General features: G+C 65.8%; 22 protein-coding genes and 1 other RNA gene. 9 read left to right on the top strand and 14 right to left on the bottom strand.

Features of this window, described 5'->3' with window-relative positions; all coding sequences use genetic code 11:
• Positions 1-142: 142 nt before the first annotated feature.
• The 3 genes from QRM89_RS01595 to QRM89_RS01605 form a co-directional block, all read right to left on the bottom strand.
• Entirely contained in the window at positions 143-361 is a 219-nt protein-coding gene (locus QRM89_RS01595; RefSeq protein WP_019237985.1) for a YdcH family protein, read from the bottom strand.
• A 341-nt stretch (positions 362-702) separates the two neighbouring features.
• Positions 703-1,593 carry a hypothetical protein gene (locus tag QRM89_RS01600; RefSeq protein ID WP_115003884.1) on the bottom strand — a complete coding sequence of 297 codons (891 nt, stop codon included), beginning with the start codon at positions 1,591-1,593 and terminating at the stop codon, positions 703-705.
• A complete protein-coding gene (locus tag QRM89_RS01605) occupies positions 1,590-1,973 on the bottom strand; it encodes a DUF4398 domain-containing protein (RefSeq protein ID WP_011035838.1) in 384 nt (127 codons plus the stop codon). The genes QRM89_RS01600 and QRM89_RS01605 overlap by 4 nt, the downstream gene beginning before the upstream one ends.
• A 98-nt stretch (positions 1,974-2,071) precedes the next feature.
• Between QRM89_RS01605 and QRM89_RS01610 the strand changes: the two genes are divergently transcribed.
• Positions 2,072-3,205: a PilT/PilU family type 4a pilus ATPase gene (locus tag QRM89_RS01610; protein WP_115003883.1), complete on the top strand. Its 1,134-nt coding sequence runs from the start codon at positions 2,072-2,074 to the stop codon at positions 3,203-3,205.
• A gap of 521 nt (positions 3,206-3,726) precedes the next feature.
• Here QRM89_RS01610 and maiA read toward each other — a convergent pair.
• Positions 3,727-4,389 carry a maleylacetoacetate isomerase gene (maiA, locus tag QRM89_RS01615; RefSeq protein ID WP_285447134.1) on the bottom strand — a complete coding sequence of 221 codons (663 nt, stop codon included), beginning with the start codon at positions 4,387-4,389 and terminating at the stop codon, positions 3,727-3,729.
• Between the two features lie 43 nt (positions 4,390-4,432).
• Entirely contained in the window at positions 4,433-5,422 is a 990-nt protein-coding gene (locus QRM89_RS01620; RefSeq protein ID WP_076056696.1) for a fumarylacetoacetate hydrolase family protein, read from the bottom strand.
• Positions 5,423-5,801: 379 nt separating this feature from the next.
• Here QRM89_RS01620 and QRM89_RS01625 point away from each other — a divergent pair, with 379 nt between their 5' ends.
• From QRM89_RS01625 to QRM89_RS01635, 3 genes are all read left to right on the top strand, one after another.
• The gene (locus QRM89_RS01625) at positions 5,802-7,190 is read left to right on the top strand and encodes a DEAD/DEAH box helicase (RefSeq protein WP_011035834.1); all 1,389 of its coding nucleotides are present in this window, start codon (positions 5,802-5,804) and stop codon (positions 7,188-7,190) included.
• Between the two features lie 115 nt (positions 7,191-7,305).
• Positions 7,306-7,659, top strand: coding sequence for a 6-carboxytetrahydropterin synthase QueD (gene queD / locus QRM89_RS01630; protein ID WP_008576903.1), 354 nt, complete (start codon positions 7,306-7,308; stop codon positions 7,657-7,659).
• Between the two features lie 189 nt (positions 7,660-7,848).
• Complete coding sequence (locus QRM89_RS01635) at positions 7,849-8,184, top strand: phasin family protein (RefSeq protein WP_285447135.1); 336 nt, start codon at positions 7,849-7,851, stop codon at positions 8,182-8,184.
• A gap of 153 nt (positions 8,185-8,337) precedes the next feature.
• On the opposite strand, the gene bioD is transcribed toward QRM89_RS01635, so the two are convergent.
• Complete coding sequence (gene bioD / locus QRM89_RS01640) at positions 8,338-9,012, bottom strand: dethiobiotin synthase (protein ID WP_285447136.1); 675 nt, start codon at positions 9,010-9,012, stop codon at positions 8,338-8,340.
• A gap of 271 nt (positions 9,013-9,283) precedes the next feature.
• Here bioD and QRM89_RS01645 point away from each other — a divergent pair, with 271 nt between their 5' ends.
• Both QRM89_RS01645 and QRM89_RS01650 read left to right on the top strand, forming a co-directional pair.
• Complete coding sequence (locus tag QRM89_RS01645) at positions 9,284-9,766, top strand: GAF domain-containing protein (protein ID WP_285447137.1); 483 nt, start codon at positions 9,284-9,286, stop codon at positions 9,764-9,766.
• Positions 9,763-10,155 carry a TfoX/Sxy family protein gene (locus QRM89_RS01650; RefSeq protein WP_011035830.1) on the top strand — a complete coding sequence of 131 codons (393 nt, stop codon included), beginning with the start codon at positions 9,763-9,765 and terminating at the stop codon, positions 10,153-10,155. The genes QRM89_RS01645 and QRM89_RS01650 overlap by 4 nt, the downstream gene beginning before the upstream one ends.
• Before the next feature lie 32 nt (positions 10,156-10,187).
• Here the strand turns inward: QRM89_RS01650 and QRM89_RS01655 are convergent, their stop codons facing one another.
• From QRM89_RS01655 to dinB, 4 genes are all read right to left on the bottom strand, one after another.
• Positions 10,188-11,138, bottom strand: coding sequence for an alpha/beta hydrolase-fold protein (locus QRM89_RS01655; protein ID WP_285447138.1), 951 nt, complete (start codon positions 11,136-11,138; stop codon positions 10,188-10,190).
• 71 nt (positions 11,139-11,209) lie between these two features.
• Positions 11,210-13,468: a TonB-dependent siderophore receptor gene (locus QRM89_RS01660; protein WP_285447139.1), complete on the bottom strand. Its 2,259-nt coding sequence runs from the start codon at positions 13,466-13,468 to the stop codon at positions 11,210-11,212.
• Between the two features lie 264 nt (positions 13,469-13,732).
• Positions 13,733-14,383, bottom strand: coding sequence for a phosphoglycolate phosphatase (gene gph / locus QRM89_RS01665; RefSeq protein WP_285447140.1), 651 nt, complete (start codon positions 14,381-14,383; stop codon positions 13,733-13,735).
• A 136-nt stretch (positions 14,384-14,519) separates the two neighbouring features.
• The gene (gene dinB / locus QRM89_RS01670) at positions 14,520-15,599 is read right to left on the bottom strand and encodes a DNA polymerase IV (protein WP_011035828.1); all 1,080 of its coding nucleotides are present in this window, start codon (positions 15,597-15,599) and stop codon (positions 14,520-14,522) included.
• A gap of 206 nt (positions 15,600-15,805) precedes the next feature.
• On the opposite strand from dinB, the gene fabA reads away from it, so the two are divergent.
• Both fabA and fabB read left to right on the top strand, forming a co-directional pair.
• On the top strand, positions 15,806-16,321 hold the full coding sequence (gene fabA, locus QRM89_RS01675) for a 3-hydroxyacyl-[acyl-carrier-protein] dehydratase FabA (RefSeq protein WP_042596506.1): 516 nt from the start codon (positions 15,806-15,808) through the stop codon (positions 16,319-16,321).
• Entirely contained in the window at positions 16,321-17,529 is a 1,209-nt protein-coding gene (gene fabB / locus QRM89_RS01680; RefSeq protein WP_285447141.1) for a beta-ketoacyl-ACP synthase I, read from the top strand. Before fabA ends, fabB begins: the two co-directional genes overlap by 1 nt.
• Before the next feature lie 270 nt (positions 17,530-17,799).
• On the opposite strand, the gene QRM89_RS01685 is transcribed toward fabB, so the two are convergent.
• The 4 genes from QRM89_RS01685 to QRM89_RS01700 all read right to left on the bottom strand — a co-directional run bounded on the left by QRM89_RS01685 (position 17,800) and on the right by QRM89_RS01700 (position 22,098).
• Positions 17,800-18,492, bottom strand: a complete 693-nt coding sequence (locus tag QRM89_RS01685) for an SH3 domain-containing protein (RefSeq protein ID WP_285447142.1) — start codon at positions 18,490-18,492, stop codon at positions 17,800-17,802.
• 77 nt (positions 18,493-18,569) lie between these two features.
• Positions 18,570-18,637: non-coding RNA, sX9 sRNA (locus QRM89_RS01690), on the bottom strand.
• A gap of 146 nt (positions 18,638-18,783) precedes the next feature.
• Complete coding sequence (locus QRM89_RS01695) at positions 18,784-20,808, bottom strand: M3 family metallopeptidase (protein ID WP_285447143.1); 2,025 nt, start codon at positions 20,806-20,808, stop codon at positions 18,784-18,786.
• 186 nt (positions 20,809-20,994) lie between these two features.
• On the bottom strand, positions 20,995-22,098 hold the full coding sequence (locus QRM89_RS01700; RefSeq protein ID WP_011035824.1) for a PLP-dependent cysteine synthase family protein: 1,104 nt from the start codon (positions 22,096-22,098) through the stop codon (positions 20,995-20,997).
• A 130-nt stretch (positions 22,099-22,228) separates the two neighbouring features.
• Between QRM89_RS01700 and QRM89_RS01705 the strand changes: the two genes are divergently transcribed.
• Complete coding sequence (locus tag QRM89_RS01705; protein WP_285447151.1) at positions 22,229-22,660, top strand: CopL family metal-binding regulatory protein; 432 nt, start codon at positions 22,229-22,231, stop codon at positions 22,658-22,660.
• The last annotated feature ends 38 nt before the right edge of the window (positions 22,661-22,698 follow it).

The following is a 22,698-nucleotide window of genomic DNA, read 5'->3' on the forward strand; positions in this document are numbered from 1 at the left end:
TATGAACGAGCGTGCTCAACTGCCTGAAGCGCCCTGCATCGCGATGCAGGCATCGATCAAAACAAGGACGCGGACGGTGGCAAGCCGACGAGGAGGCCGCCACCGCCCGCGACGGTGAACTTGTTCTAACGGTGGGGAAGGATCAGTGCGTGAGCTGGTCGTACATCCGGGTGAGTTTTTCCTTGGCCTGCAATTTTTCGCGCTTCATCTGGCCCAAGGTCACGTCGTCGATGGGGAGTACCCCAAGTTCGGCATCCATGCATTTCTTGTTCAAGAGCTTGTGGCGTTGGTAGAGCTGCTTGAACTCGGGATCGGACTTCATCAATGCGTCGATTTCGGTCTGCGGTTGCCCTTCGAACATGGCGTTACCTCCTTCACTTAAAACAAGAACGCCCCGGCCAGCAAAGGCACGGGGCGCAGCTTGGGGATGGAAGACCAACGCGTTGCAAAGGCCGACACATGGGCGGAACCACCAACAACCATTCCACCGTGTTGCGTCGCTGCGTGCCTCTGCGTCACTGGCCCGGCCCTCCGTACTTTTCCAGGCAGCGGAGTTGCTGCCTGGAGGTACGACCCTACGCCGGTCGCGGGGGGCGTTCAAGGCCGAAACGGCTGCTTTTGCCGTTCCCCGCGTCAATCAGTGACCGCGGTTCAACCGGGCGTCATGCGCTGGTTAAAAGACCTTAACTTCAACCACTTGGCCTACGGCAGCACAACGACCTCAGCCGCACGCGACTTGCTGGCGGTGCCCTTGGTGCCACTGACCTGCAAGCGCGCGGCGGCAACGCCACCGGCGACCAGGGCATCGCGAAGCGCTTCGGCACGCTTCTTGGCCGTTGCCGCGTCGCTGTCGTAGCCGACGATGGTGACCCGGCCCTTCTTGCCAATCTGCAGGTACTCGGCCAGGGCTTTGGCCTGCCCGGACCCGGCACCGGCCAGAGCCGTCTTGCCGCCAAAAGCGTCGCTGCCGAGCGAGAACACTTCGCCGCGGCCATCGACCTTGGACGACGGCAGCTTGGCCCCGGCCACCAGTTCGGCCTCTTCGTGGGCGAGTTGCAGGGCCTTTTGCTGGGCCGCGTTGAGCTTGGCGGTCTGCTTGCCGGCCACGCTGGTCAGGGCCAGCTCGGCATCCTGGCGCGCCAGGGTTTCCTGCTCGGCCGCCTGGCGCATGCGCTCGGCTTCCTCGGCCTGGATCTGCGCCTGCACCCGCAGGCGTTCGGCCTCCTGCCGGGCGCGGGAGGCATCGCGACGGCTGGCTTCGATCAGCAAGTCGTTGCGGGTGCCTTCCAGACGGTCCAGCTCGCGCCGGGCCAGCGCGGTGCGGGCAGTGAGCTCGGCAATCTCGACCCGGCGGTCGGCCAGGAACACCAGCTCTTCGCGGTCGCGGCGCTTGGCCTCGGCCAGGGCCGCCACGGTCTGCTGTGCCTGCAGGCGCTCGTAGCGGGCCAGGTCACTGGTCTGCGGATCGTTCTGCAACAAGGCCAAGCGCCGATTAAGTGCATCGGCCTGCGGGTCGTCCTTGGCCGCCATCGCCAGCGACGGCAGCGTGGCCAGGCTCAGCACACCGATATAGAGGAAGGGGCGCAGTTTCATCGGCCGCCCTCCCCGGTGTTGAGGCTGTTCTGCAGTTGCGCCACTTCCTTGCGGCGTTGCTCCAGCTGGGCGCTGACCACCGCCTCTTCGCTGCGCGCCTTGGCCAGGTCGGCATCGGCGGCGGCGCGCAGGGCGATCTGTGGCACCTGCTTGCGCTGGCGCTTGTCCAGTTGCGCCTGCTGGGCCTGCATCAGTTCCTGGCGGGCCAGATTGACCAGATCAGGGGCGTATTGGTCGGCATCGGCCTGGGTGGCGCGTTGCACGGCCTGTTCGGCGGCAGTGAGCTCCGGCGCCACCTGGGCGGCGGCGGGAGCGGAGAGAACCATGAAACAGGCGATGCCATACAGGGATCGCCGCAAGTATGCGAAGCTAGCCGTCATTAGGGGAGCCGTAGCGAGAAGTCTCGAGCACGGCCATTGTCGGAAGCCTGCGGCGGACTTGCAACGAGACGCTGCTGTTTGTTGGGGAACCATTGCGCATGGATATCGGCTACTTCCTGAAGCTGATGACCGAAAAGAATGCCTCGGACATGTTCTTGACCACCGGCGCGCCGGTGTACATCAAGATCGAAGGCAAGCTTTACCCGCTCGGCAATACGGGGTTGCCGCCGGGGATGGTCAAGAAAATCGCTTACTCATTGATGGACGAAGGCCAGGTGCCGCAGTTCGAGCGCGAGCTGGAACTCAACATGGCCATCGCTCTGCCCGACGCCGGGCGCTTCCGCGTGAACGTGTTCAAGCAGCGCGGCGAAGTGGGCATGGTGATCCGTGCCATCCGCAGCCGGATCCCGAGCATCGAGGAGCTCAACCTGCCGCAGGTGCTCAAGGACGTCATCATGACCCCGCGCGGGCTGGTGCTGGTGGTCGGTTCGACCGGTTCCGGCAAGTCGACCTCGCTGGCCTCGATGATCGACCACCGCAACAGCACCACCACCGGGCACATCCTCACCATCGAGGACCCGATCGAATACCTGCACAAGCACAAGATGTCGATCGTGAACCAGCGCGAAGTCGGCCTGGACACCCACACCTTCCAGAGCGCGCTGAAGAACGCGATGCGCGAGGCGCCGGACGTGATCCTGATCGGCGAAATACTGGATGCCGAGACCATGGAGGCGGCGATTGCGTTTGCCGAAACCGGTCACCTGTGTCTGGCGACGCTGCACTCCAACAACGCCGACCAGACCATTGAGCGCATTCTCAATTTCTTCCCGGAAAGCGCGCACAAGAACGTGCTGATGAATCTGGCGCTGAATTTGCGTGCGGTGGTCTCCCAGCGCCTGGTCAAGGGCCAGGACGGACGCCGCCGTCCCGCCACCGAAGTGTTGCTCAACACGCCGATGATTCGCGACCTGCTGCGACGCGGCCAGGTGCACGAGGTCAAGGCGGCGATGGAAGAGTCGCTGGAAGAAGGCATGCAGACCTTCGACCAATGCCTGTTCCGGATGGTCAAGACCGGCGAGATCGAGCAGGAGGAAGCGCTGCGCGCGGCTGACTCGCGCGACGGCCTGGCGCTGAAATTCCGTCTTTCCGAAGGCGGCTCCGGCGAGCACGATCCGTATGCCGACTACGAGTCGGCCTCGGCGCCGAAGATCAGCCATGGGTTTATTTAGAACGACCAACAAAATGTAGCGTGCGCCTGCCTGGCGGTGAGCGCAGTGGTTTTATTGGTCGCATCTTGCCGGATGCAGTCAAAAGTCCTGAGCAAAACGCCTGGTCGGTCGAGGGCGCGGTGCCCTCACCGCTCGCGGGACACGCCGTGAATCCTTCCGTGGAGGCTCAGTGGCGGCATCCATGCCGCCACATGGTCCCGCGATCGACGAGGACACCGCACCAGAAAGTCTGCTGGTTGCTTTGGGAATAGTTACGCGCAACGACCATCTTGACTGGTCCTTGCCCGCCCACCGTCGCGGGACCTGACGCGGCATGGATGCCGCGTAAGCGCTTACAAGGACGTACTTGCGGCGTGTCCCGCGATGGTGGGTGGGCAAGGGCCCTGCAGCCAAGCCACAGATCAGCACCCTGCAGTAGACCGGCGTGAGCATCAGCGGCCGCACGCGCATCGATCGCTCTGCGCGCCCCCGCATTACGGGAGGCTGTCCGAAGGGCAGATGCGGCCGGCAACTCCCCGCGTCTACACTGCCGCGTCAGGCTGCGTTTCCGGCCGTGCCGCATCGAACGCCGGCAGTGCCAGGCAGGCCTGTTCGATCCGCTGCAGCGTCGGATACGGCGCCAACTCCACGGCGAACCGGCGCGCGTTGTAGAGCTGCGGCACCAGCACGCAATCGGCCAGGCCCGGCGTGTCGCCGTGGCAGAACTGCCCGGTTTGTGCGTCGCCAGCCAAATGGGTTTCCAGCGCTGCCAACCCCTGCTGCATCCAGTGCGCAGTCCAGTGATGGCGCTGCGCTGGCGAGACGTCCCAGGTGTGCTCCAGGAATTGGGTAACGCGCAGGTTGTTGAGCGGGTGCACATCGCAAGCAATCACCTGGGCCAGCGCCCGCACCCGCGCGCGCGCGGCGGCGCTGGCCGGCAACAGCGGCGCGCCGTCCGCAAACGCCTCGTCCAAGTATTCGAGGATGGCCAGGGACTGGGGGATCACCAGCTGCCCGTGCCGCAGGGTCGGCACAAGCTCCTGCGGATTGAGTTGCGCGTAGGCGGCGGCGTGTTGCTCGCCGCCATCGCGCACCAGATGCACCGGATGCGCGACATAGGCCAGCGCCTTCAACTGCAGGCCGATGCGTACGCGGTAGGCGGCGCTGGAGCGCCAGTACGAAAACAGCTCCAGGGGCGCGCTCATGCCTGCCCCTGCCCTGCCGCATGCGTGAGCATCGGCATCTGGTTCATGGCAGCGGCTGGCGCTCGACGCGCTGCTCGATCGCCCCGAAGATGCTGTGGCCCTGCGCGTCCATCATCTCGATGCGCACTACATCGCCGAAGGACATGAACGGGGTGCTCGGGCTGCCATCGCGCAGCGTCTCCACCACGCGCTGCTCGGCAAAACAGGAGGCGCCCAGGGATGTGTCCTGGTTGGCGATGGTGCCGGAGCCGACAATGGTGCCGGCCGACAGCGGCCGGGTCTTGGCGGCATGGGCAATCAGCTGGGCAAAGTCGAACTGCATGTCGTGGCCGGCCTCGGGCGCGCCAAACCAGGCGCCGTTGACGTGCGTCACCAGCGGCAGATGGACCTTGCAGTCGCGCCAGGCATCGCCCAGCTCGTCGGGGGTGACGAACACCGGCGACAACGCCGAGCGCGGCTTGGACTGCACAAAGCCAAAGCCCTTGGCGAGCTCGGCCGGGATCAGGTTGCGCAGAGAAACATCGTTGACCAGGCCGATCAGCTGGATATGCGCAGCCGCCTGCTCAGGCGAGGCGCCCATCGGCACATCGTCGGTGATGACCACCAATTCGGCTTCCAGATCGATGCCATGGTCTTCGCTGATCACCTTGATGGCGTCGCGCGGGCCGTAGAACCCGGCACTGGTGGCCTGGTACATCAGCGGGTCGGTGTAGAAGCTCTCGGGCACTTCAGCATTGCGCGCGCGGCGCACCCGCTCCACATGTGGGAGGTAGGCGCTGCCATCGACGAACTCGTAGGCGCGCGGCAGCGGCGCAGCCAGTGCCTGCATGTCCAGCGCAAACACGCCATCGGCGCTGCCATCGTCGAGGGAGTCCGCCAGGGCGTTCAACCGCGGCGCCACGTTGCTCCAGTCCTCCAGCGCGCGCTGCAGCGTCGGCGCGATGCCGGTAGCGCGCACCGCGCTGGTCAGGTCACGCGAGACCACGATCAAGCAGCCGTCGCGGCCGCCTTCCTTCAGGGAACCTAGCTTCATGACCGTCCTGCGGCTGTGGCTGAAGTGCCGATTGTACGACCTGCCGCGCCAGGTGGTTGCAGCTGAAACAACTGACCCGTTCCCCAACCGCGATCACACAGTTTTGTGCAGCGCGCCAATCGGGCGTACACTTGCCGGGTCTGCATGCGGCCGTCCGTTTCCCTTAGGGACCGCCGGCGAGGCCAGGATCGATCGATCCGCTCGCCCGCCCCACCCGACGCCTTTCGTGGTGCCGACAAACCCATCGCTCTTTGATTGGGTTGTTCCACCATCTCGCAGCGCGGTTCACGGGAACGCTCCGAGCCTCACTTTTTTGCATCTGCAATGCGTCTGCGCTCCGGGCTCTGCCTGGTGGCGACGCTTTACTTGGAGCTTCCTGATGTCTTTTGAATCCTTGGGCCTGGCGCCCTTCCTGCTGCGCGCATTGGCCGAGCAGGGCTATGAAACCCCCACCGCCATCCAGCAGCAGGCGATCCCGCTCGTGCTGGCCGGCCATGACCTGCTGGCTGGCGCACAGACCGGTACCGGCAAGACCGCCGCGTTCGGCCTGCCGCTGCTGCAGCACCTGGGCACCACCCCGCAGCCGGTCAACGGCCCGCGCAAGCCGCGCGCGCTGATCCTGACCCCCACCCGCGAGCTGGCCACCCAGGTGCACGACAGCCTGCGCGGCTACAGCAAGTACCTGCGCATTCCGAGCGCGGTGATCTACGGCGGCGTGGGCATGGGCAACCAGCTCGATGCGCTGCGTCGTGGCGTGGACCTGCTGATCGCCTGCCCGGGCCGGTTGATCGACCATATCGAGCGCCGCAGCGTGGACCTGTCCGGCATCGAAGTACTGATCCTGGACGAAGCCGACCGCATGCTCGACATGGGCTTCTTGCCGTCGATCAAGCGCATCCTGACCAAGCTGCCGCGCCAGGACCGTCAGACCCTGCTGTTTTCGGCGACGTTCGAAGAGAACATCAAGCAGCTGGCGCTGGAGTTCATGCGCAACCCGATGCAGATCCAGGTCACCCCGAGCAACACCGTGGCCGAGAGCATCACCCACCGCGTGCACCCGGTCGATGGCGCGCGCAAGCGCGACCTGCTGCTGCACCTGCTGGCGCAGGACAGCCGCGAGCAGACCCTGGTCTTCGCACGCACCAAGCACGGCAGCGACAAGCTGGCGCTGTTCCTGGAGAAGTCCGGCATCAAGACCGCGGCGATCCACGGCAACAAGAGCCAGGGCCAGCGCATGCGTGCCCTGAGCGACTTCAAGGCCGGCCGCGTAACCGTGCTGGTAGCCACCGACATCGCCGCGCGCGGTATCGATATCGACCAGCTGCCGAAGGTCATCAACTATGACCTGCCGATGGTGGCCGAGGACTACGTGCACCGCATCGGCCGCACCGGCCGTAACGGTTCGACCGGCGAGGCGATCTCGTTGGTGGCACAGGACGAAGCCAAGCTGCTGCGTCAGATCGTGCGCATGCTGGGCCGCGACGTGGAAATCCGCGACGTGCCGGGCTACGAGCCGCAGACCCCGATCCGCTGGGGCAACAGCGCCCCGGGCCGTGCCGAGCAGCCGGGTGGCGATCGCGCCCCGCGCAAGAGCCACGCCCGTCGCCCGCACGGTGACGCACCGCGTCAGGCGCACGCCCATGCCGGCCCGAAGAAGCCGGGTGGCCAGCGCAGCAGCGGGCCGCGTCAGGCCACTGCCGGCGCAGGTGCCGGCCGTCGCGACGGTGGTCGTGGTGGCAGTGGCCGGCCGGCCAGCCGCGGCGCCTAACGCCCGCGACTGACGGTAACGACAAGGGCCGCCATGCGGCCCTTGTCCTGTCAGCCACACCGACGCCGGCAACGTCCGGCCCACCTTCCTCTGCACGCGCTTGCCGATCAACGCCATGGATATCTTCAAAGTATTTACGCTCGAGGCCGCCCACCGGCTGCCCAACGTTCCGCCGGGCCATAAGTGCGCACGGCTGCATGGGCATTCGTTCCGGGTCGAGCTGCATGTCAGCGGCGAACCGGGTGCCGAGACTGGCTGGATCATGGACTTCGGCGACATCAAGGCTGCCTTCCAGCCGATCTACGACCGGCTCGATCACCACTACCTCAACGACATCGAGGGGCTTGAAAACCCCACCAGCGAACGCCTGGCCATCTGGATCTGGCAGCAGCTCAAGCCGGCCTTGCCGCAGTTGAGCGAAATCGTGGTGCACGAGACCTGCACTTCCGGCTGCCGCTATCGCGGTTGATTGGCGCAAATGGTGACCGAAGGCCGCCCACCGAGGCGGCCTTTTCCGTTTTAAGGGCAACGCAAGCGATTGATTTGAAAATACTTTTTAGGTCGGTTGGAAAATTTTCAGGAAAGATGTTGCATCGCAACAACATCCGCGTATGCTGCAACGCAACAAACGGTCACAGCATTCCCCAAGGGGTTCGCGATGTCGGCGCAGTTCGAAAACAGCTTCACCAGTCAGTTCGCTTCTGCCGCAGCACGTGCCAACCAGTTGGCATTGGACACGCTGGAACAGAACGTCAACGCGACCACCAGCTTCTTCGGTGAGTTTGCGCAGGCGCGCGATGTGCGCGCCTACCAGACGCTCTGGCCGAAAGGGCTGCAACTGGCACGCGACAACCTGGAACGTCTGGCGTCGGTCAACCAGGAAGTGGTTGGCATGGGGCTGAAGATGTCCAGCGAACTTGGGCAGTTTGCCAAGCAGCAGTTCGAGACCGGCAGCGATCAGACCGGCGCAACAGGCAAGACCCGGCGCAAGTAACGGCCACCAAAATTCAGCGTCTTTGCATGGGTCCCTCCCCCCATGCAATCCGGCCCGACAGATCCCTCCCTCTGTCGGGCTTTTTTATTGTCTGGTGACCGGCGCAGGCGTCGGCCGGCCCTTTCGATGCGGCCGCGCACAAGGCCGCTGCGCTCACTCCGGCAGGCAGATGTGCTGCGCCAGGCCCTCGGCCTGGGCGTTGGGGCGCCACGGAATGCGCCCCCAGCACGGCATCGCCAGACGCTGGCCGAGCATGCGGATGTTGTCCTCGATGCGCTCCATCTGCGGGTCGACCTCGTTGGCGATCCAGCCGATGCAGTGCAGGCCATCGGCGGCGATGGCCGCGGCGGTGAGGCGCGCATGGTTGATGCAGCCCAGGCGCACGCCCACCACCAGCACCACCGGCAGCTGCAATGTGCGCACCAGATCGGCCTGATCCAGCTGCGCACTCAGCGGCGCCGCCCAGCCGCCGACCCCTTCCACCACCACCACCTCGGCCTGCGCGCGCAGCTGCGCAAAGGCCTGCTGAAGCGGCACCAGCGACAAGCTCACGCCAACATCGGCGGCAGCCAGTTCCGGGGCCAACGCCGCAGGCAACGCATATGGATTGAGGGTGGCGTAGTCCGGCTGCGGCTGGCTGGCGGCTTGCAGCGCCAGCGCGTCTTCGTTGTGCCAACCCTGCGGGGTGGCGACGCAGCCACTGGCCACCGGCTTCATGCCCACTGCGGTGTGGCCGCGTGCTCGCACCGCATGCAACAAAGCCGTGCTGGCAACGGTCTTGCCGATGCCGGTATCGGTGCCAGTGACGTAGAAGGCGGGAAACTGCATGCACCTGTTCCTGCGGCCGCGCCGCCATTGCCGGAGAGGCCGCGGAGCATACCGTGCGGGCGTTTGCTGCACGCGCTTGCGTGGCATCTGCCATGCCTTCTGAAACGAACCAATGCATCGTGGGCCGCTTGGCTGGCCGGCACATGCGGCGCGCGGCCCGGGATGGTCGTGTGCGCGGCGCACCCCTTGGAGTCCTGCCGGCCTTGCAGCCCGCGCACCTGCTCCGTGGCGTCGCAACGACGCTGCGGATGGCCGCTGCTAGACTTTGCGCATGTTCGCCACCTCTTCGCTGACCGGCAGCAAGCCGGAACAATATGCCCAGCTCACCGCCCAGGCCCAGGCTCTGGTGCACGGCGAGCCGGACCGGATCGCCAATGCCGCCAACCTGGCCGCGCTGATGTTCAATTCATTGCCGTCGCTCAACTGGGCGGGGTTCTATTTCTATGACGGCCGCGAGCTGGTGGTGGGGCCCTTCCAGGGGCTGCCCGCCTGCGTGCGCATCCCGTTGGACAAGGGTGTGTGCGGTGCCGCCGCCAGTACCCGGCAGACCCAGCGCATCGCCGATGTGGACGCGTTCCCTGGGCATATCGCCTGTGATTCGGCGTCGCGCTCGGAGCTAGTGGTTCCGCTGGTACAAGGCGACACGCTGATCGGCGTGCTCGACCTGGACAGCCCGGAACTGGACCGCTTCGACGCGGACGACCAGCGCGGACTCGAAGCCATCGCGCAGGTCTTCGTCGGCGCGTTGACGTGACCACCGAACGGCTGCGCAACATCGGCCCCAAGAGCGCGGCCTGGCTACGCCAAGTTGGCCTGCGCACCCAGCAGGACCTGCAGGCCGTGGGCGCGGTTGGCGCGTTTGTAAAAGTGCGTCGTGCCGGATTCAAGCCCAGCCTCAATCTGCTGTATTCGCTGGAAGGTGCGCTTGCCGATTGCCATTGGCAGGAAGTGCCGGAAGCGCGCCGGCATGCCTTGCTGGCCGAATACGAAGCCGCCAGCGCACTGCTGCCGGCCGCACGTGGCCGCCCGGTCGGTGGCCCGGTGGAAACCGTGCATTACGCGCGCGCCGACAGCGATGCGTTGGCAGACGATGCCACCGACGTGGCCGGCGACGACGCGCAACCCGCCACGCACGACGAGTAACGCGGCCGCACGTAACGCACGTGCCTGCGTGACTAACGCCCCGCTGCGGCCTGCAAGGTCGGCGCGAGCGAGGCGCCTAAGGTTTGCCCGTGGCTCAGTCCCGGCAGCGGCCGATAGGTGGCGGTTATCCCCGGCCGTGTGGACAGCAGCGTTACCAACTGACGCGCAGCTTGCGGGTCCACGCGCGGACGGCCGGGCCGATCCGCCGCCGGCGGGTTGGCCTCGCCATTGGGTTCGCCGGCCATCAGCATGAACTGGATCGGTGCGGCGTCTGCCTGCGATGTGCCAGCCGCTTGCTTCACCACCCGCTGCGCTTGCTGGACGATGAAGCCATCGCCCCACCACAACGACGGATCCACCGCGACATAGCGCTGAAACGCCTGCGGCCTGGCCAGCAGGGCGTGCAGCACGAACAGGCCGCCGTACGAATGGCCCCACAGCGTCTGCCGCTGGCGATCCACCGCCGCACGGGCCTGCACCTGCGGGCGGATGCGTGTTTCGATCAGTTGCAGGAACGCCGCTGCGCCGCCGGTACGGCGTTGCAGCGCGAGCGGATCGGTTTCCACACGCCCATCGCCGTAACGCGCCGGGGTGTAGTCCAGGCTGCGCCCCATCGCATCGATGCGCAGCGCGCTGTCATCGCCGATGAACACCAGCACCGGCGCATCGCCGTGCGCGGACAGCCCATCGAGCAAGGGCGCATCCAGCTCCATCAAGGCCGCATTGCCGTCCAGCAGATAGACCACCGGGTACCCGGCCGGCGGTGGCGGTGTTTTGGGCACGGCGATGCGCACACGGTAATAGCGCTGCCCATCGGGCGCCGCCAACCGCAGCTGCGAGAACCGGTATGAGTCGCTCGGGCGATCGGCCACCGTGGTGCCGATGGTGCGCGACAGATCCGGCTGCGCGCAGAGCGGCGACAACCCGGCGCACCACAGCAGTGCAGCGATGCTCAGGCATTGGACGTTGCGAGACAGCTGCATGAAATTCTCCTGCGTCACGATGCCGATGCACCCCGCACACGATCAGCCGCGCGGCGCATGCCTGAGCGCGCTTAGAAGCCGAAGCGCAGCGTGGCCCAGTAGGCACGACCGGGTTCGTTATAGGTGGCAGCACCCGCCGCACCGGCAGTGTTGTTGGTGGCCTCCCGGAACAGGCGCGTGTCGAATAGGTTGTCTACGCCAACCCCGACGCTCACGGTGCGGGTGATGCGGTAACGCGCGCTGATGCCCCACAGGTCGTAGGGGTCGCGCGTGTCCGGTGCGATGGCGCCGCCACTGGTACTCGACTGCGTGGCCGACTCCTGCTTGCCGTAGAAGGTGCCGGTGAGCAGCAGCGACAGCGCTTGGGTCGGTTGCCAGTCCAGCGTCGTGTTGACGGTGTATTCGGGGATCACCGACAGCGGCTGATCGGTGGCGGTATTTTTGTTCTCGATCATGTAGGTGACGTTGGTGTTCCACTTCAACACACGGCCGTGTTCTCCCAGCAGCGGCAGCGTGAGATTGCCTTCCAAGCCCTGCACGATCGCCTCGGAGGCGTTGGTCCACTGGAAAATGCGCCCACGCCCATCGGCAGTGACAGCCACCGGAATCATACCGGCCACGATCTTGTTGTCGTAGGCATTATGGAAGTACGTCAGCGAGGCGTGGTAGCCGTCTTGCGGCGCCCATTCGATGCCGATTTCCTTGTTGATGCTGGTTTCCGGATCGAGCGCATCGTTGCCCTGGATGTAGCAACCCGAGCCCAGGTTGGGAAACAGCACCGGGCAGCCATTGCCACGCGTGTAGTACAGATAATTGTCGTTGGACTGGTACAGGTTTGGTGCCTTGAACGCGCGCGCAATGCCGCCTTTGAGCAGCCAGTTGTCGCTGAGCGTGTACTGCACGTTGAGGCTGGGGCTGAGGTTGTTGCCGAACTGGCTGTGGTGGTCCAGGCGCAGGCCGGGCGTAAGCGTCAGGCGCTCGGTGGCGTACACGTTGTCTTCCAGGTACACCGCGCTCAAGGTTGCCTCGCTGCGTGGGCTGCGCACGCCCATGGCAAGCCCGGGAAAGCCGCCACCGGCGGTGACCGTCTGCGACATCGAATACGCATCGCTGAGCCGGCTCTGACGGCGCTCGAAGCCGACCGTGAGCACCTGCTCGGCCCAGGCCTGCACCGGCATGTTGAATTCGCCGTCGATGTTGAGGTTGTCCAGGCTGGCGGTGGAATCGACCAAGCCAGCAGCAATGGAGCCTTCCGGCCCGCCGGCGAGGCCTTCGTTGAGGCGCGTGTTGTCGGTGCCTTCATAGGCGGCCGTGAGCCGCGAGGTGCCCAGCGCCCAGGTGCCGCGATGGGTGAGTGAAGCGGTGCGGCGGAGCATGGTGTTGGTTTCGCTGCCGAACAAGGCGGTGAGATCCGCGCCGGCCTGGCCATCAGCGCTCACCGCGCGGTCGCCGGCATACAGATTGCCCTGGCGGCTGAAGCCGGCATCAAGTTCGATCACCTGCCCTTCCATCGGATCCCAGCGCAGCAGGCCATTGATGTCCTTGTTGCGCACGCCTTCGCGGCCAGCTGGCGGCACCGCACCGGCAGCGGTGGCGTGACGCCGGTTGAGGTCCAAGCTGTCCGGGTCGGTCTTGTTGAGGTTGCCGTAGATGCGGAACGACAACGTGTCCGATAGCGGGCCGCTCAGCTGGAATCCGGCGCGTTGCCCGCCACCTTCGGCGCTGTGCTCGGGCACCAGCCCGAACAGTGTCATCGACCCGCTCAGATCGCCGGTGGGTTTCTTGGTGACGATGTTGACCACGCCGCCGGATGCACCGGAGCCGTAGCGCGCCGCGGCTGGGCCGCGCAGCACTTCGATACGCTCCACCGCTTCGGCCGGCACCCAGTTGGTGTCGCCGCGCGTATTGCGCTCGCCGCTGCGGCCCATGCGCACCGAATCGCGCGCGCCCACCGGTTTGCCATCGACCAGGATCAAGGTGTTTTCCGGGCCCATGCCGCGCAGATCGATCTGGCGGTTGTTGCCGTACTGGCCGGAGGCACTGTTGCCGGTGAGATTGACGCCGGGCATGGTGCGCAACAACTGCGACAGGTCATTGACCGGCGGGCGGCGCTCGATGTCTTCGGCGGTGATCACCGATGACCCCAGCGCCTGGCGGGCGATCTGCGCGGCGGTGACGTGCACGGTCTCGAGTGATTGCGGTGCATCTGCCGCATCTGCTGCTGCATTCTCCGCTGCACAGGCGATGCTTGCCCAGTTGCCGCAACTCAATGCAATGGCCAGCGCAAGCGGGCGGCGAAACGACACGGGACGACGCGCAGGCGCAGACATCCATGACCGGCGTAATGCGGACATTCTCAAACCTCTCGACAAGGGAATGACCTCTGGCGACGGCTTGAGGCAGACAACGGTGGGGTGATGCGGACGAAGCACTGCAGGCACGGCCATGCAGTCACTCTGGCGATCCGTGCATTCTACACGGATGCGATTCATTCTCAACGACGACCACGCACTGCAGGCCGCGCGCGCAGCGGTAACCGACGCATCCATTACCGCTGATTTGCCGCGTTACGCGTCACTCACCAACGCGCGTGCTCAGTGCAACATGAGCAGCGCGCGCATGTCGTCGATCACCGCAACCGCGCCGGCGTGCTCCACATCGAAGCCACGCAGATAGCCATACCGCACCATCGCCAACGGCATGCCGGCGGCCTGCGCAGCGGCGGCATCGGTGGCCGAGTCGCCCACCATCAGGCACTGCGCGGGCGCGTACTGGAACTGCTGCGCCAGATGCAGCAAGGGCGCTGCACTAGGCTTGCGTTGCGGCAACGAATCGCCGCCGAGCACCGTCGCAAACTGCGCCGCAATGCACAGGTGTTCGAGCAAGGGTTGGATGAAACGCGCCGGCTTGTTGGTGCATAACGCCAGCGTGGCGCCTGCGCTGCGCAACGCAGGCAAGGCCTCGGCAACGCCTGGATACAAGCGCGGATGATGCAGCAGGCTGGCTTCGTAGTGGCGCATCATCACCGGCATTTCGGCGTCCACATCGCGGTCGCTGCCTGCTTCGCGCAACGCGGTGGCCAGCAGCGTGTGCACACCCTCGCCGATCCAGCTGCGCACGGTGGCTTCGGGAAACTGCTGCAGGCCAAGTTCCTGCAAGGTGCCGTTGAGGGCCTCGGCAATATCCGATGCGCTGTCCACCAGCGTGCCATCCAGGTCGAAGATCACCAGCGGATACGGAAACATCGCGTCGCCTTTGCGTGGGGGTGCGCGCAGTGTACGAAGCGGCTGATTCAGGACGTGTCAGTGCAGTGCTGCAATCAACGCGATGCGTGCGGGTGCGTCCGCGGCATCGGTCGTTGCCGCAGGCTGCGTCAGCGCGTTACTGCTGCGGCACCTCGCCGAACAATTCGCCCTGCACCGCGGCCTGCAGCTCGGGGTCGGAAAAACCGCTCAGCCCCACGCCGACCAGGCGGTAGCGCGTTTCCGGCGGCAACTCCACGCGCCGGGTCAGCCCCAGCGCGATATCGACCAGCCCCTGCAACGACGCCGGCGGCTGCTCGGGCGTATACGAGCGGGTGAGGATGCGAAAGTTGGAGGTCTTCAGCTTGAGCACCACCGTGCGGCCGATCCGCTCGGTGCGCCGCGTCGCATGCCAGGTTTTCTCGGCCAGCCGCTGGATGTGCGGGTCAAGCGCATCGAGTGCCAGATCTTCACTGAAGGTGTCCTCGGACGACACCGATTGCACTTCCTGGTCGGGCTCCACCGGCCGCTCATCGATGCCGCGCGCGCGCCGGTACAGGCTTTGCCCGAAACTGCCGAAATGCGCCTGCAGTTCTTCCAGTGGCCGCAAGCGGAGATCACTCACGGTGACGATGCCCAACGCCGCCAGCTTGCCATCCATGACCTTGCCCACCCCGGGAATACGGTTGACCGGCAGCGGCAGCAGGAAGGCATCCACGCGACTGGGCGCGATCACGAACTGGCCATCTGGCTTGCGCCAGTCCGAGGCGATCTTGGCCAGAAACTTGTTGGGCGCGATGCCTGCCGACGCGGTGAGCTGGGTTTCTTCGCGGATCTGGGTCCGGATGAGCTGCGCGATTTCCGTGGCCAACTGCATGCCGGTCTTGGCTTCGGTGACGTCCAGATACGCTTCGTCCAGCGATAGCGGCTCGACCAGGTCGGTGTGCCGATGAAAGATCTCGCGCACCTGCCGCGACACCGCCTTGTAGCGTGCAAAATCCGGCGGCACGAAGACCGCATCCGGGCACAAGCGCTCGGCGCGCACGGCCGGCATCGCCGAGCGGATGCCGAAAGTGCGTGCTTCATACGAGGCAGCACACACCACCGAGCGCGCGCCGCGCCAGGCCACCACCACCGGCTTGCCGCGCAGCGACGGATCATCACGTTGTTCCACGGACGCGTAGAACGCATCCATGTCCACGTGAACGATCTTGCGCATCAAGCCAGATTCCCCAGCACAGTCTTGCTACGCATGATAAATCAGCCGCGTCTCATGCCTTGCGCCAGTTATTGGCCTACACGTGCTGCAGTGCGCAACTGCTTGAAAACACTACGCATGCGTACGGATAAAACGTTTGATTGAACCGTACGGGCTCATGCACGCTTGCCGCCCTCGCCTTTTGCTCTTGCAGGAAACCGTTCGTGATGACTCGTCAAAATGCGTACTCGCGTGACCAATTGCTGGCCAGCGCGCGCGGGGAATTGTTCGGCCCCAACAGCGGCCGTCTGCCGAACGACCCGATGCTGATGTTCGACCGCATCACCGAGATCAACGACAACGGCGGCAGCCACGGCAAGGGCATGATCCGCGCCGAGCTCGATATCCGCCCGGACCTGTGGTTCTTCAATTGCCATTTCATCGGCGACCCGGTGATGCCCGGCTGCCTCGGCCTGGATGCGATGTGGCAGCTGACTGGCTTCTTTCTCACCTGGATCGGTGCACCGGGCCGCGGCCGCGCGCTGGGCTGTGGCGAGGTGAAATTCACCGGCCAAGTGCTGCCCACCGCAACGCTGGTGACCTACGAGATCGAGATCAGCCGGGTCATCAACCGCAAGCTGGTGATGGCACAGAGCGATGCGCGCATGTTGGTGGATGGGCGTGAAATCTACGCCGCCAAGGATCTGCGCGTGGGCATGTTCACTTCGACGGAGAATTTCTGATGCGCCGTGTTGTCGTCACCGGAATGGGCATCAATTCGTGCCTGGGCAATGACCTGGACACGGTCTCCAGCGCGCTGCGCGAAAGCCGCTCGGGCATCACCGCATTACCCGACCATGCCGAAGCGGGTCTGCGCAGCCAGGTGGGCGGCGCGGTGGACATCGACCTGGACGGGTTAATCGACCGCAAGCTCAAGCGCTTCATGGGCGATGCCTCGGCGTACGCCTACCTGGCGATGCGCGATGCCATTGCCGATGCCGGCCTGTCGCCCGAGCAGGTCAGCGACCTGCGCACCGGCGTGATTGCCGGCTCCGGCGGCGGCTCCAGCCAGTGGCAGGTGGAAACAGCCGATCTGCTGCGCGCGCGCGGCGTGCGCAAGGTAGGCCCGTACATGGTGCCGCGCACGATGTGTTCGGCAGTCTCGGCCTCGCTTGCCACTGCCTTCAAGATCCGCGGCCTGAGCTATTCGCTATCGGCCGCCTGCGCGACCTCGGCGCATTGCATTGGCGCGGCTGCGGATCTGATCCGGCATGGTGCGCAGGATGTGATGTTTGCCGGCGGCGGTGAAGAACTGCATTGGACCATGAGCGTGATGTTCGATGCGATGGGCGCGTTGTCCACCGGCTTCAACGATCGCCCGGCGGTGGCCTCGCGTCCCTACGATGCGCAACGCGATGGGTTCGTCATCGGCAGCGGTGGCGGCATGCTGGTGCTGGAAGACTACGACCACGCCATCGCGCGCGGCGCCCGCATCCATGCCGAACTGCTGGGCTACGGCGTGACCTCCGATGGCGCGGACATGGTCGCGCCCAGCGGCGAGGGCGCGGTGCGCTGCATGCACATGGCGATGCAGGGGCTCGACCGCCCCATCGACTATCTCAACACGCACGGCACCTCCACCCCGCTGGGCGATGTCACCGAGCTGGGCGCGGTGCGCGAGGTGTTCGGCGACAACGTGCCGCCGCTGTCGTCGACCAAGGCGTTGTCCGGTCACTCACTGGGTGCGGCAAGCGTGCACGAGGCGATCTACAGCCTGCTGATGCTGCGCGATGGCTTCATGGCCGGCTCGGCGCATATCGACGAACTCGATCCGCGTGCGGAAGGCTTCCCGATCCTGCGCGCCACACGCAAGGCGACGTTGAACACGGTGATGTCCAACAGCTTCGGCTTCGGCGGCACCAACGGCGCGCTGGTGTTCGGCCGGGTGTAATGGCTCGCGGCCACCGCCGCGATCATGCTGCGGTGGCCTGAATGCGGTGATGAGGAAGACGGTGGCGCGCCAATGACGCAGTGACGGGCATGGCCCTACCTGCAATTGGCCGATGCCGTGGGCCAGGCGCGGCAAAAGCAGGCGTGAGTGATTGGGCGCTCCCACGCGCCGACCGCACACGTCGGGAAGAGGCACGCCAGACCTCCTTCGACGAGCGAGCGGCTAGCGCTCGTTCTGGTCGCGACGATTGCGTTCCCGAATCGCTTGATCCTAGTCGATGCTCGACTGCGAGATACAACGCTGCAGGCCACCATCCTGGCTGGGCGAGCTTTCACATCGGCTCCTGACCGATTGGTCGTAGTCGCTGCGTGCTTGGGAAACACAACTCTGCACGGCACTGTCCTGGCTTCCCGAGCGCTCGCACCTTTTTATCTGGTCGTCCCGTCTGTCGGCATCTATCCGATTCAGCGCGGCGCGATCGATTTCGGCCCTGTCCCGCTGGACACGCTCGTTCTCCGAACGCGTGTATTCCTTGAGGCGCTTGGCGATGGTGGGCGGGCCAACCTGCGGATTGTTACTGGGTGCCATCATGTCCAGGCTCGGGAAATCGCCGGGCGCATGGTCGCGCCAGAGCGCCCGTTCGCTTTCGACGGTCCATTCTCGGCCTTGATAATGCGCGTCCCAATACGCATCAAGCGCGAACGTGACCTTCGGTACCGCCTTTGCCACGGGGCCCCGACCGGACACGATTGCCTGCGCCGGCATCCAGCCGCGCGCATCGGGTCCGCGCACGTCGCACCACCTGGCATTCTGCAGGCAGCAATACACAGTGACCGGGTTGCCGGCATGGGCCTCACCCACCAGTCGGTATTCATCGCCCGGGCCGGCGCGCAAACGGACCAGCTTCTCGACATGTCCTGCGTGCTGCGCCACCACCGGTGTGGCGACCGCGACCAGCACCATCAAGCTCCATGACAAAGGTCGCCGCATTGCACTCTCCTTGATGTGCCGATCCACGAAGCAATCGATCACTTCGGAACGTCCAACACAACCTAGCGCGCAGTCGTCAGGTGGGTGTGAACGGCGCGCTCAGAACCGAAGCGTGCGTGGTTGATGTCGCACCGAGCATCGGCTGCGCCCGCCGACGGACGCAGCCGCTTTGTCGGCTGCTGTTAGTGACCACACGACTGCGCTTATCGCCCAGACCGCCACATTGCGGTGCGAACGCAGCGCCGACCGACAACGGCAGCAGGTTTAGCCCGCCATGCCGTTGTGCCGCAGTAGGGCGTCGATCTTGGGTGCGCGCCCACGGAAGGCGCGGAAGTTGTCTGCCGCGCTACGGCTGCCGCCACGCGCCAGCACTTCATGCCGGAACCGCGCGCCGGTGTCGGCCACCCGCTCGGGCGCTTCTTCGAACGCCGCGTAAGCATCGGCGCTGAGTACCTCGGCCCACTTGTAGCTGTAATACCCGGCCGCGTAGCCGCCTGCGAAAATGTGGCTGAACTGATGCGGGAAGCGATTCCACGCCGGCGGGCGATTCACCGCCACTTCGTCGCGCACGCGCTCGATCAACTCCAGCACACTGTCCTGGGCCGGATCGAAACTGCTGTGCAATTGCATGTCGAACAACGCGAATTCCAGCTGACGCACGGTGAACATGCCGCTCTGGAAATTGCGCGCGGCCAGCAGCCGGTCGAACAGATTGCGCGGCAGCGGCTCGCCGGTTTGCACGTGCGCGGTCATCGCCTGCACACGCTTCCATTCCCAGCAGAAGTTCTCCATGAACTGGCTGGGCAGCTCCACTGCATCCCATTCCACGCCGTTGATGCCGGCCACCCCGAGCTCGCCGATACGGGTGAGCAACTGATGCAGGCCGTGGCCCATTTCATGGAACAGCGTGGTGACTTCGCCGTGCCGGAACGTGGCCGGCGCATCGCCGCTGCCACGGCCGAAGTTGCACACCAGATACACCAGCGGCGTCTGCACACCCTGACTGGTCTCGCGGCGATTGCGGCAGTCGTCCATCCATGCGCCGCCACGCTTGCCTTCGCGCGCGTACAGATCCAGATAGAACTGCCCCACCAGTGCGCCCTGCGCATCTTCCAGCCGATAGAAGCGCACGTCCGGGTGCCAGACCGGCGCGCTATCGGGTTTGACAGTCAGGCCGTACAGGCTATGGATCACATCGAACAGACCGGCCAGCACCTTGGGCTCGGTGAAGTACTGCTTCACTTCCTGTTCGGAGAAGCTGTAACGCGCCTGCTTGAGCTTTTCACCGGCATACGCCAGGTCCCAGGCCTCCAGCTGCTCCAGGCCGAGTTCGTCGCGCGCGAAGGCTTCCAGCTCGGCACGATCCTGTTGTGCATACGGCTTGGCGCGCACGGCGAGATCGCGCAGAAATCCCATCACCTCGTCCGGGCTCTGCGCCATCTTGGTGGCGATGGAATAGTCCGCGTAGCTGGCAAAGCCCAGCAGCTGTGCCAGCTCGGCGCGCAGGGCCAGGATGCGCTGCATGGTGGCGCTGTTGTCCAGCGCGGCGTCGCCGAATTCGGAGGCGCGCTCGGCATTGGCGCGGTACAACCGCGCGCGCAGTGCGCGGCTGTCGGCATCGCTCTGCACCGGAAGATAACACGGCATCTGCAAGGTGAATTTCCAGCCGGCAACTCCGTCCTTTTCCGCTGCCGCGCGTGCGGCGGCAACCACTTCGGACGGCAGGCCCGACAACTGGGTCTCGTCCTGCGTCACGTGTGCCCACGCGTCGGTGGCGTCGAGCACGTTCTGCGAAAACTTGGCGGCCAGCCCGGACAACTCTTCCTGGATCTGTGCAAAGCGCGCCTTGGAGGCGTCGTCCAGTTCGGCGCCGCCCAGGCGGAAATCGCGCAGCGCGTTGTCGAGCACCTTGCGCCGGGCTTCGTCGTAGTGCGCAGCTTCCGGCGAGGCGGCCAGCGCCTTGTATTGCGCGTACAGGGCCAGGTTCTGCGCCAGTGCACTGCCGAAGCGGCTGACCTTGGGCAGATTGCTATTGTAGGCCTCGCGCAGCTCGGGAGTATTCATCACCGCCTGCAGGTGGCCGACCTGGCCCCAGGCGCGCCACAGGCGCTCGGTGGCATCATCCAGCGGCACCACGAAACTGTCCCAGCTGACCGGGCTGACCTGTTCGGCCGCCTTCACCGCTGCCTCGGCATCGGCCAGCAGCTGATCGATCGCCGGGCCCACATGGTCGGGGCGGATCGCATCGAAGGACGGCAGTCCGGAAAAGTCGAGCAGCGGGTTGGTCATGGGAGCTCCGGCAATAAGGTGGATCAGGGGGCATCGGAGGACGCGCAGCACCGCGCGTGGCCTCGTCAGGATGCGGCTGTTGTGTCGGTCACTACGTGTGCGTGAAGCACCGCCGATCCCGACACCGAGCGGCGCACGCCTGGTGGCGCGCAGCGCGTTGCGAGAGCCGCACCTAGCAGATGGCGATCATTCCAGCGCAGCACAAGGCAGGGCGGGCAATGCGGCGCCGGCCACGGCCGCGGCAATGGCCGCGTCGCTGGCGTCCACGTCGATCTCGCGCGCCACATACCAGGCCGGGTCGTAATAGCTGTGCGCATAGCGCTCGCCGGCATCGCACAGGATGGTGACGATGGAGCCCTGCCGGCCCTCGTCACGCATGCGCTGGGCCGCCTGCAGCACGCCGACGAAGTTGGTGCCGGTGGAGCCGCCGACGCGCTTGCCCAGCGTGGCGCTTACATGCCGCATGGCCGCCAGGCTCAGTGCGTCGGGCACCTTGATCATCACATCCACGCAGCTGGCGATGAAGCTGGACTCCACCCGCGGGCGGCCGATGCCTTCGATGCGCGAGCCACCGGTGATGGCCAGTTCCTTGGGGCACTGCCCGTCCACGGCGCGGCAATAGCCGTCGAAGAACACCGACACTTCCGGGTCCGCGCACAGAATGCGGGTGTCGTGGCGCCGGTAGCGCACATAGCGGCCCAGCGTGGCGCTGGTGCCGCCGGTGCCGGGGCTGCAGACGATCCACTCCGGAATGGGGTGCGGCTCTTCGGAAAGCTGCTTGAAGATCGACTCGGCGATGTTGTTGTTGGCGCGCCAGTCGGTGGCGCGCTCGGCGTAGGTGAACTGGTCCATGAAGTGCCCGCCGGTCTCGCGCGCCAGCTGGTGCGAGGCGCTGTCCAGGTCGCAGGCACGCTCGACCAGATGGCAGCGCCCGCCCTGGAATGCGATGGCGGCGATCTTCTCCGGCGAGGTCGAGGCCGGCATCACCGCGATGAAGGGCACCCCCAGCAGGCGCGCGAAATAAGCCTCGGACACTGCGGTGGAGCCGCTGGAGGCCTCGATCACCGGCCGGCCTTCGCGCAGCCAGCCGTTGGCCAGCGCGTACAGGAACAGCGAGCGCGCCAGCCGGTGCTTGAGGCTGCCGGTGGGGTGGCTGGACTCGTCCTTGAAGTACAGGTCGATGCCCGGATACCCCGGCAGGTCCATCGGAATCAGGTGGGTATCGGCCGAGCGGTTGAAATCGGCTTCGATCTTCTGGATGGCGGCGGCCACCCACTGGCGCTGCGACATGGCAAGGCTGTGCTGCGAGAGAAGCGTTGATTCTACCGCCGCCGCGCATATGCCATGGGCGGCGGGTCATCCGGGCGGCCACGGCGCCGATGGTATGCTCGACGCACCTGCCCGCTCGCTCGATTTACCCGTGCCGCATTGCCTGCTTCGCCTGCTGCTGTGCCTGTGCCTGGTTGCCAATACGGCCACCGGCGCGTGGGCGTCGGTGGGCATGGCGATGCCGGCCATGGGCTCGGCCGCGATGGGGCCGGCGGCGATGGCCGCGACAGCGCGTGGCATGCACGCGGCCGCGCCGGACGCACTGCCGTGTCATGAAGACATGGCCTCGCCCGCTGCGATGCCGCAGCCCGACCCGGATCACGCGGCGCATGCGGCGCATGCGGGCAAAGGCGACTGCTGCAAATTGGGCAGCTGCGACTGCCTGCAGCACTGCAGCCTGGCCCTGCTGACACTGCCGGCGGTGCCTGCGGCGCTGGCCGGCCGCCCCGCAATGCCGGGCGCCTTGGCCGAGGGGCGCGCCAACCCGGTGCCCGAGCAACCGGTCCGACCTCCCATCGCCTGAGCCTCGACGGCAGCAGCCGTCGTCGCCCCTGCGCGCGT

The organism is Xanthomonas sp. LMC-A-07, assembly GCF_030208825.1.
Classification (GTDB): Bacteria; Pseudomonadota; Gammaproteobacteria; order Xanthomonadales; family Xanthomonadaceae; genus Xanthomonas; species Xanthomonas campestris.

Bases quoted from the DNA above. Each gene is read 5' to 3' on its own strand.
- QRM89_RS01595 (WP_019237985.1), bottom strand. From the start codon at position 361: ATGTTCGAAGGGCAACCGCAGACCGAAATCGACGCATTGATGAAGTCC.
- QRM89_RS01600 (WP_115003884.1), bottom strand. From the start codon at position 1,593: ATGAAACTGCGCCCCTTCCTCTATATCGGTGTGCTGAGCCTGGCCACG.
- QRM89_RS01605 (WP_011035838.1), bottom strand. From the start codon at position 1,973: ATGACGGCTAGCTTCGCATACTTGCGGCGATCCCTGTATGGCATCGCC.
- QRM89_RS01610 (WP_115003883.1), top strand. From the start codon at position 2,072: ATGGATATCGGCTACTTCCTGAAGCTGATGACCGAAAAGAATGCCTCG.
- maiA (WP_285447134.1), bottom strand. From the start codon at position 4,389: ATGAGCGCGCCCCTGGAGCTGTTTTCGTACTGGCGCTCCAGCGCCGCC.
- QRM89_RS01620 (WP_076056696.1), bottom strand. From the start codon at position 5,422: ATGAAGCTAGGTTCCCTGAAGGAAGGCGGCCGCGACGGCTGCTTGATC.
- QRM89_RS01625 (WP_011035834.1), top strand. From the start codon at position 5,802: ATGTCTTTTGAATCCTTGGGCCTGGCGCCCTTCCTGCTGCGCGCATTG.
- queD (WP_008576903.1), top strand. From the start codon at position 7,306: ATGGATATCTTCAAAGTATTTACGCTCGAGGCCGCCCACCGGCTGCCC.
- QRM89_RS01635 (WP_285447135.1), top strand. From the start codon at position 7,849: ATGTCGGCGCAGTTCGAAAACAGCTTCACCAGTCAGTTCGCTTCTGCC.
- bioD (WP_285447136.1), bottom strand. From the start codon at position 9,012: ATGCAGTTTCCCGCCTTCTACGTCACTGGCACCGATACCGGCATCGGC.
- QRM89_RS01645 (WP_285447137.1), top strand. From the start codon at position 9,284: ATGTTCGCCACCTCTTCGCTGACCGGCAGCAAGCCGGAACAATATGCC.
- QRM89_RS01655 (WP_285447138.1), bottom strand. From the start codon at position 11,138: ATGCAGCTGTCTCGCAACGTCCAATGCCTGAGCATCGCTGCACTGCTG.
- QRM89_RS01660 (WP_285447139.1), bottom strand. From the start codon at position 13,468: ATGTCTGCGCCTGCGCGTCGTCCCGTGTCGTTTCGCCGCCCGCTTGCG.
- gph (WP_285447140.1), bottom strand. From the start codon at position 14,383: ATGTTTCCGTATCCGCTGGTGATCTTCGACCTGGATGGCACGCTGGTG.
- dinB (WP_011035828.1), bottom strand. From the start codon at position 15,599: ATGCGCAAGATCGTTCACGTGGACATGGATGCGTTCTACGCGTCCGTG.
- fabA (WP_042596506.1), top strand. From the start codon at position 15,806: ATGACTCGTCAAAATGCGTACTCGCGTGACCAATTGCTGGCCAGCGCG.
- fabB (WP_285447141.1), top strand. From the start codon at position 16,321: ATGCGCCGTGTTGTCGTCACCGGAATGGGCATCAATTCGTGCCTGGGC.
- QRM89_RS01685 (WP_285447142.1), bottom strand. From the start codon at position 18,492: ATGGTGCTGGTCGCGGTCGCCACACCGGTGGTGGCGCAGCACGCAGGA.
- QRM89_RS01695 (WP_285447143.1), bottom strand. From the start codon at position 20,808: ATGACCAACCCGCTGCTCGACTTTTCCGGACTGCCGTCCTTCGATGCG.
- QRM89_RS01700 (WP_011035824.1), bottom strand. From the start codon at position 22,098: ATGTCGCAGCGCCAGTGGGTGGCCGCCGCCATCCAGAAGATCGAAGCC.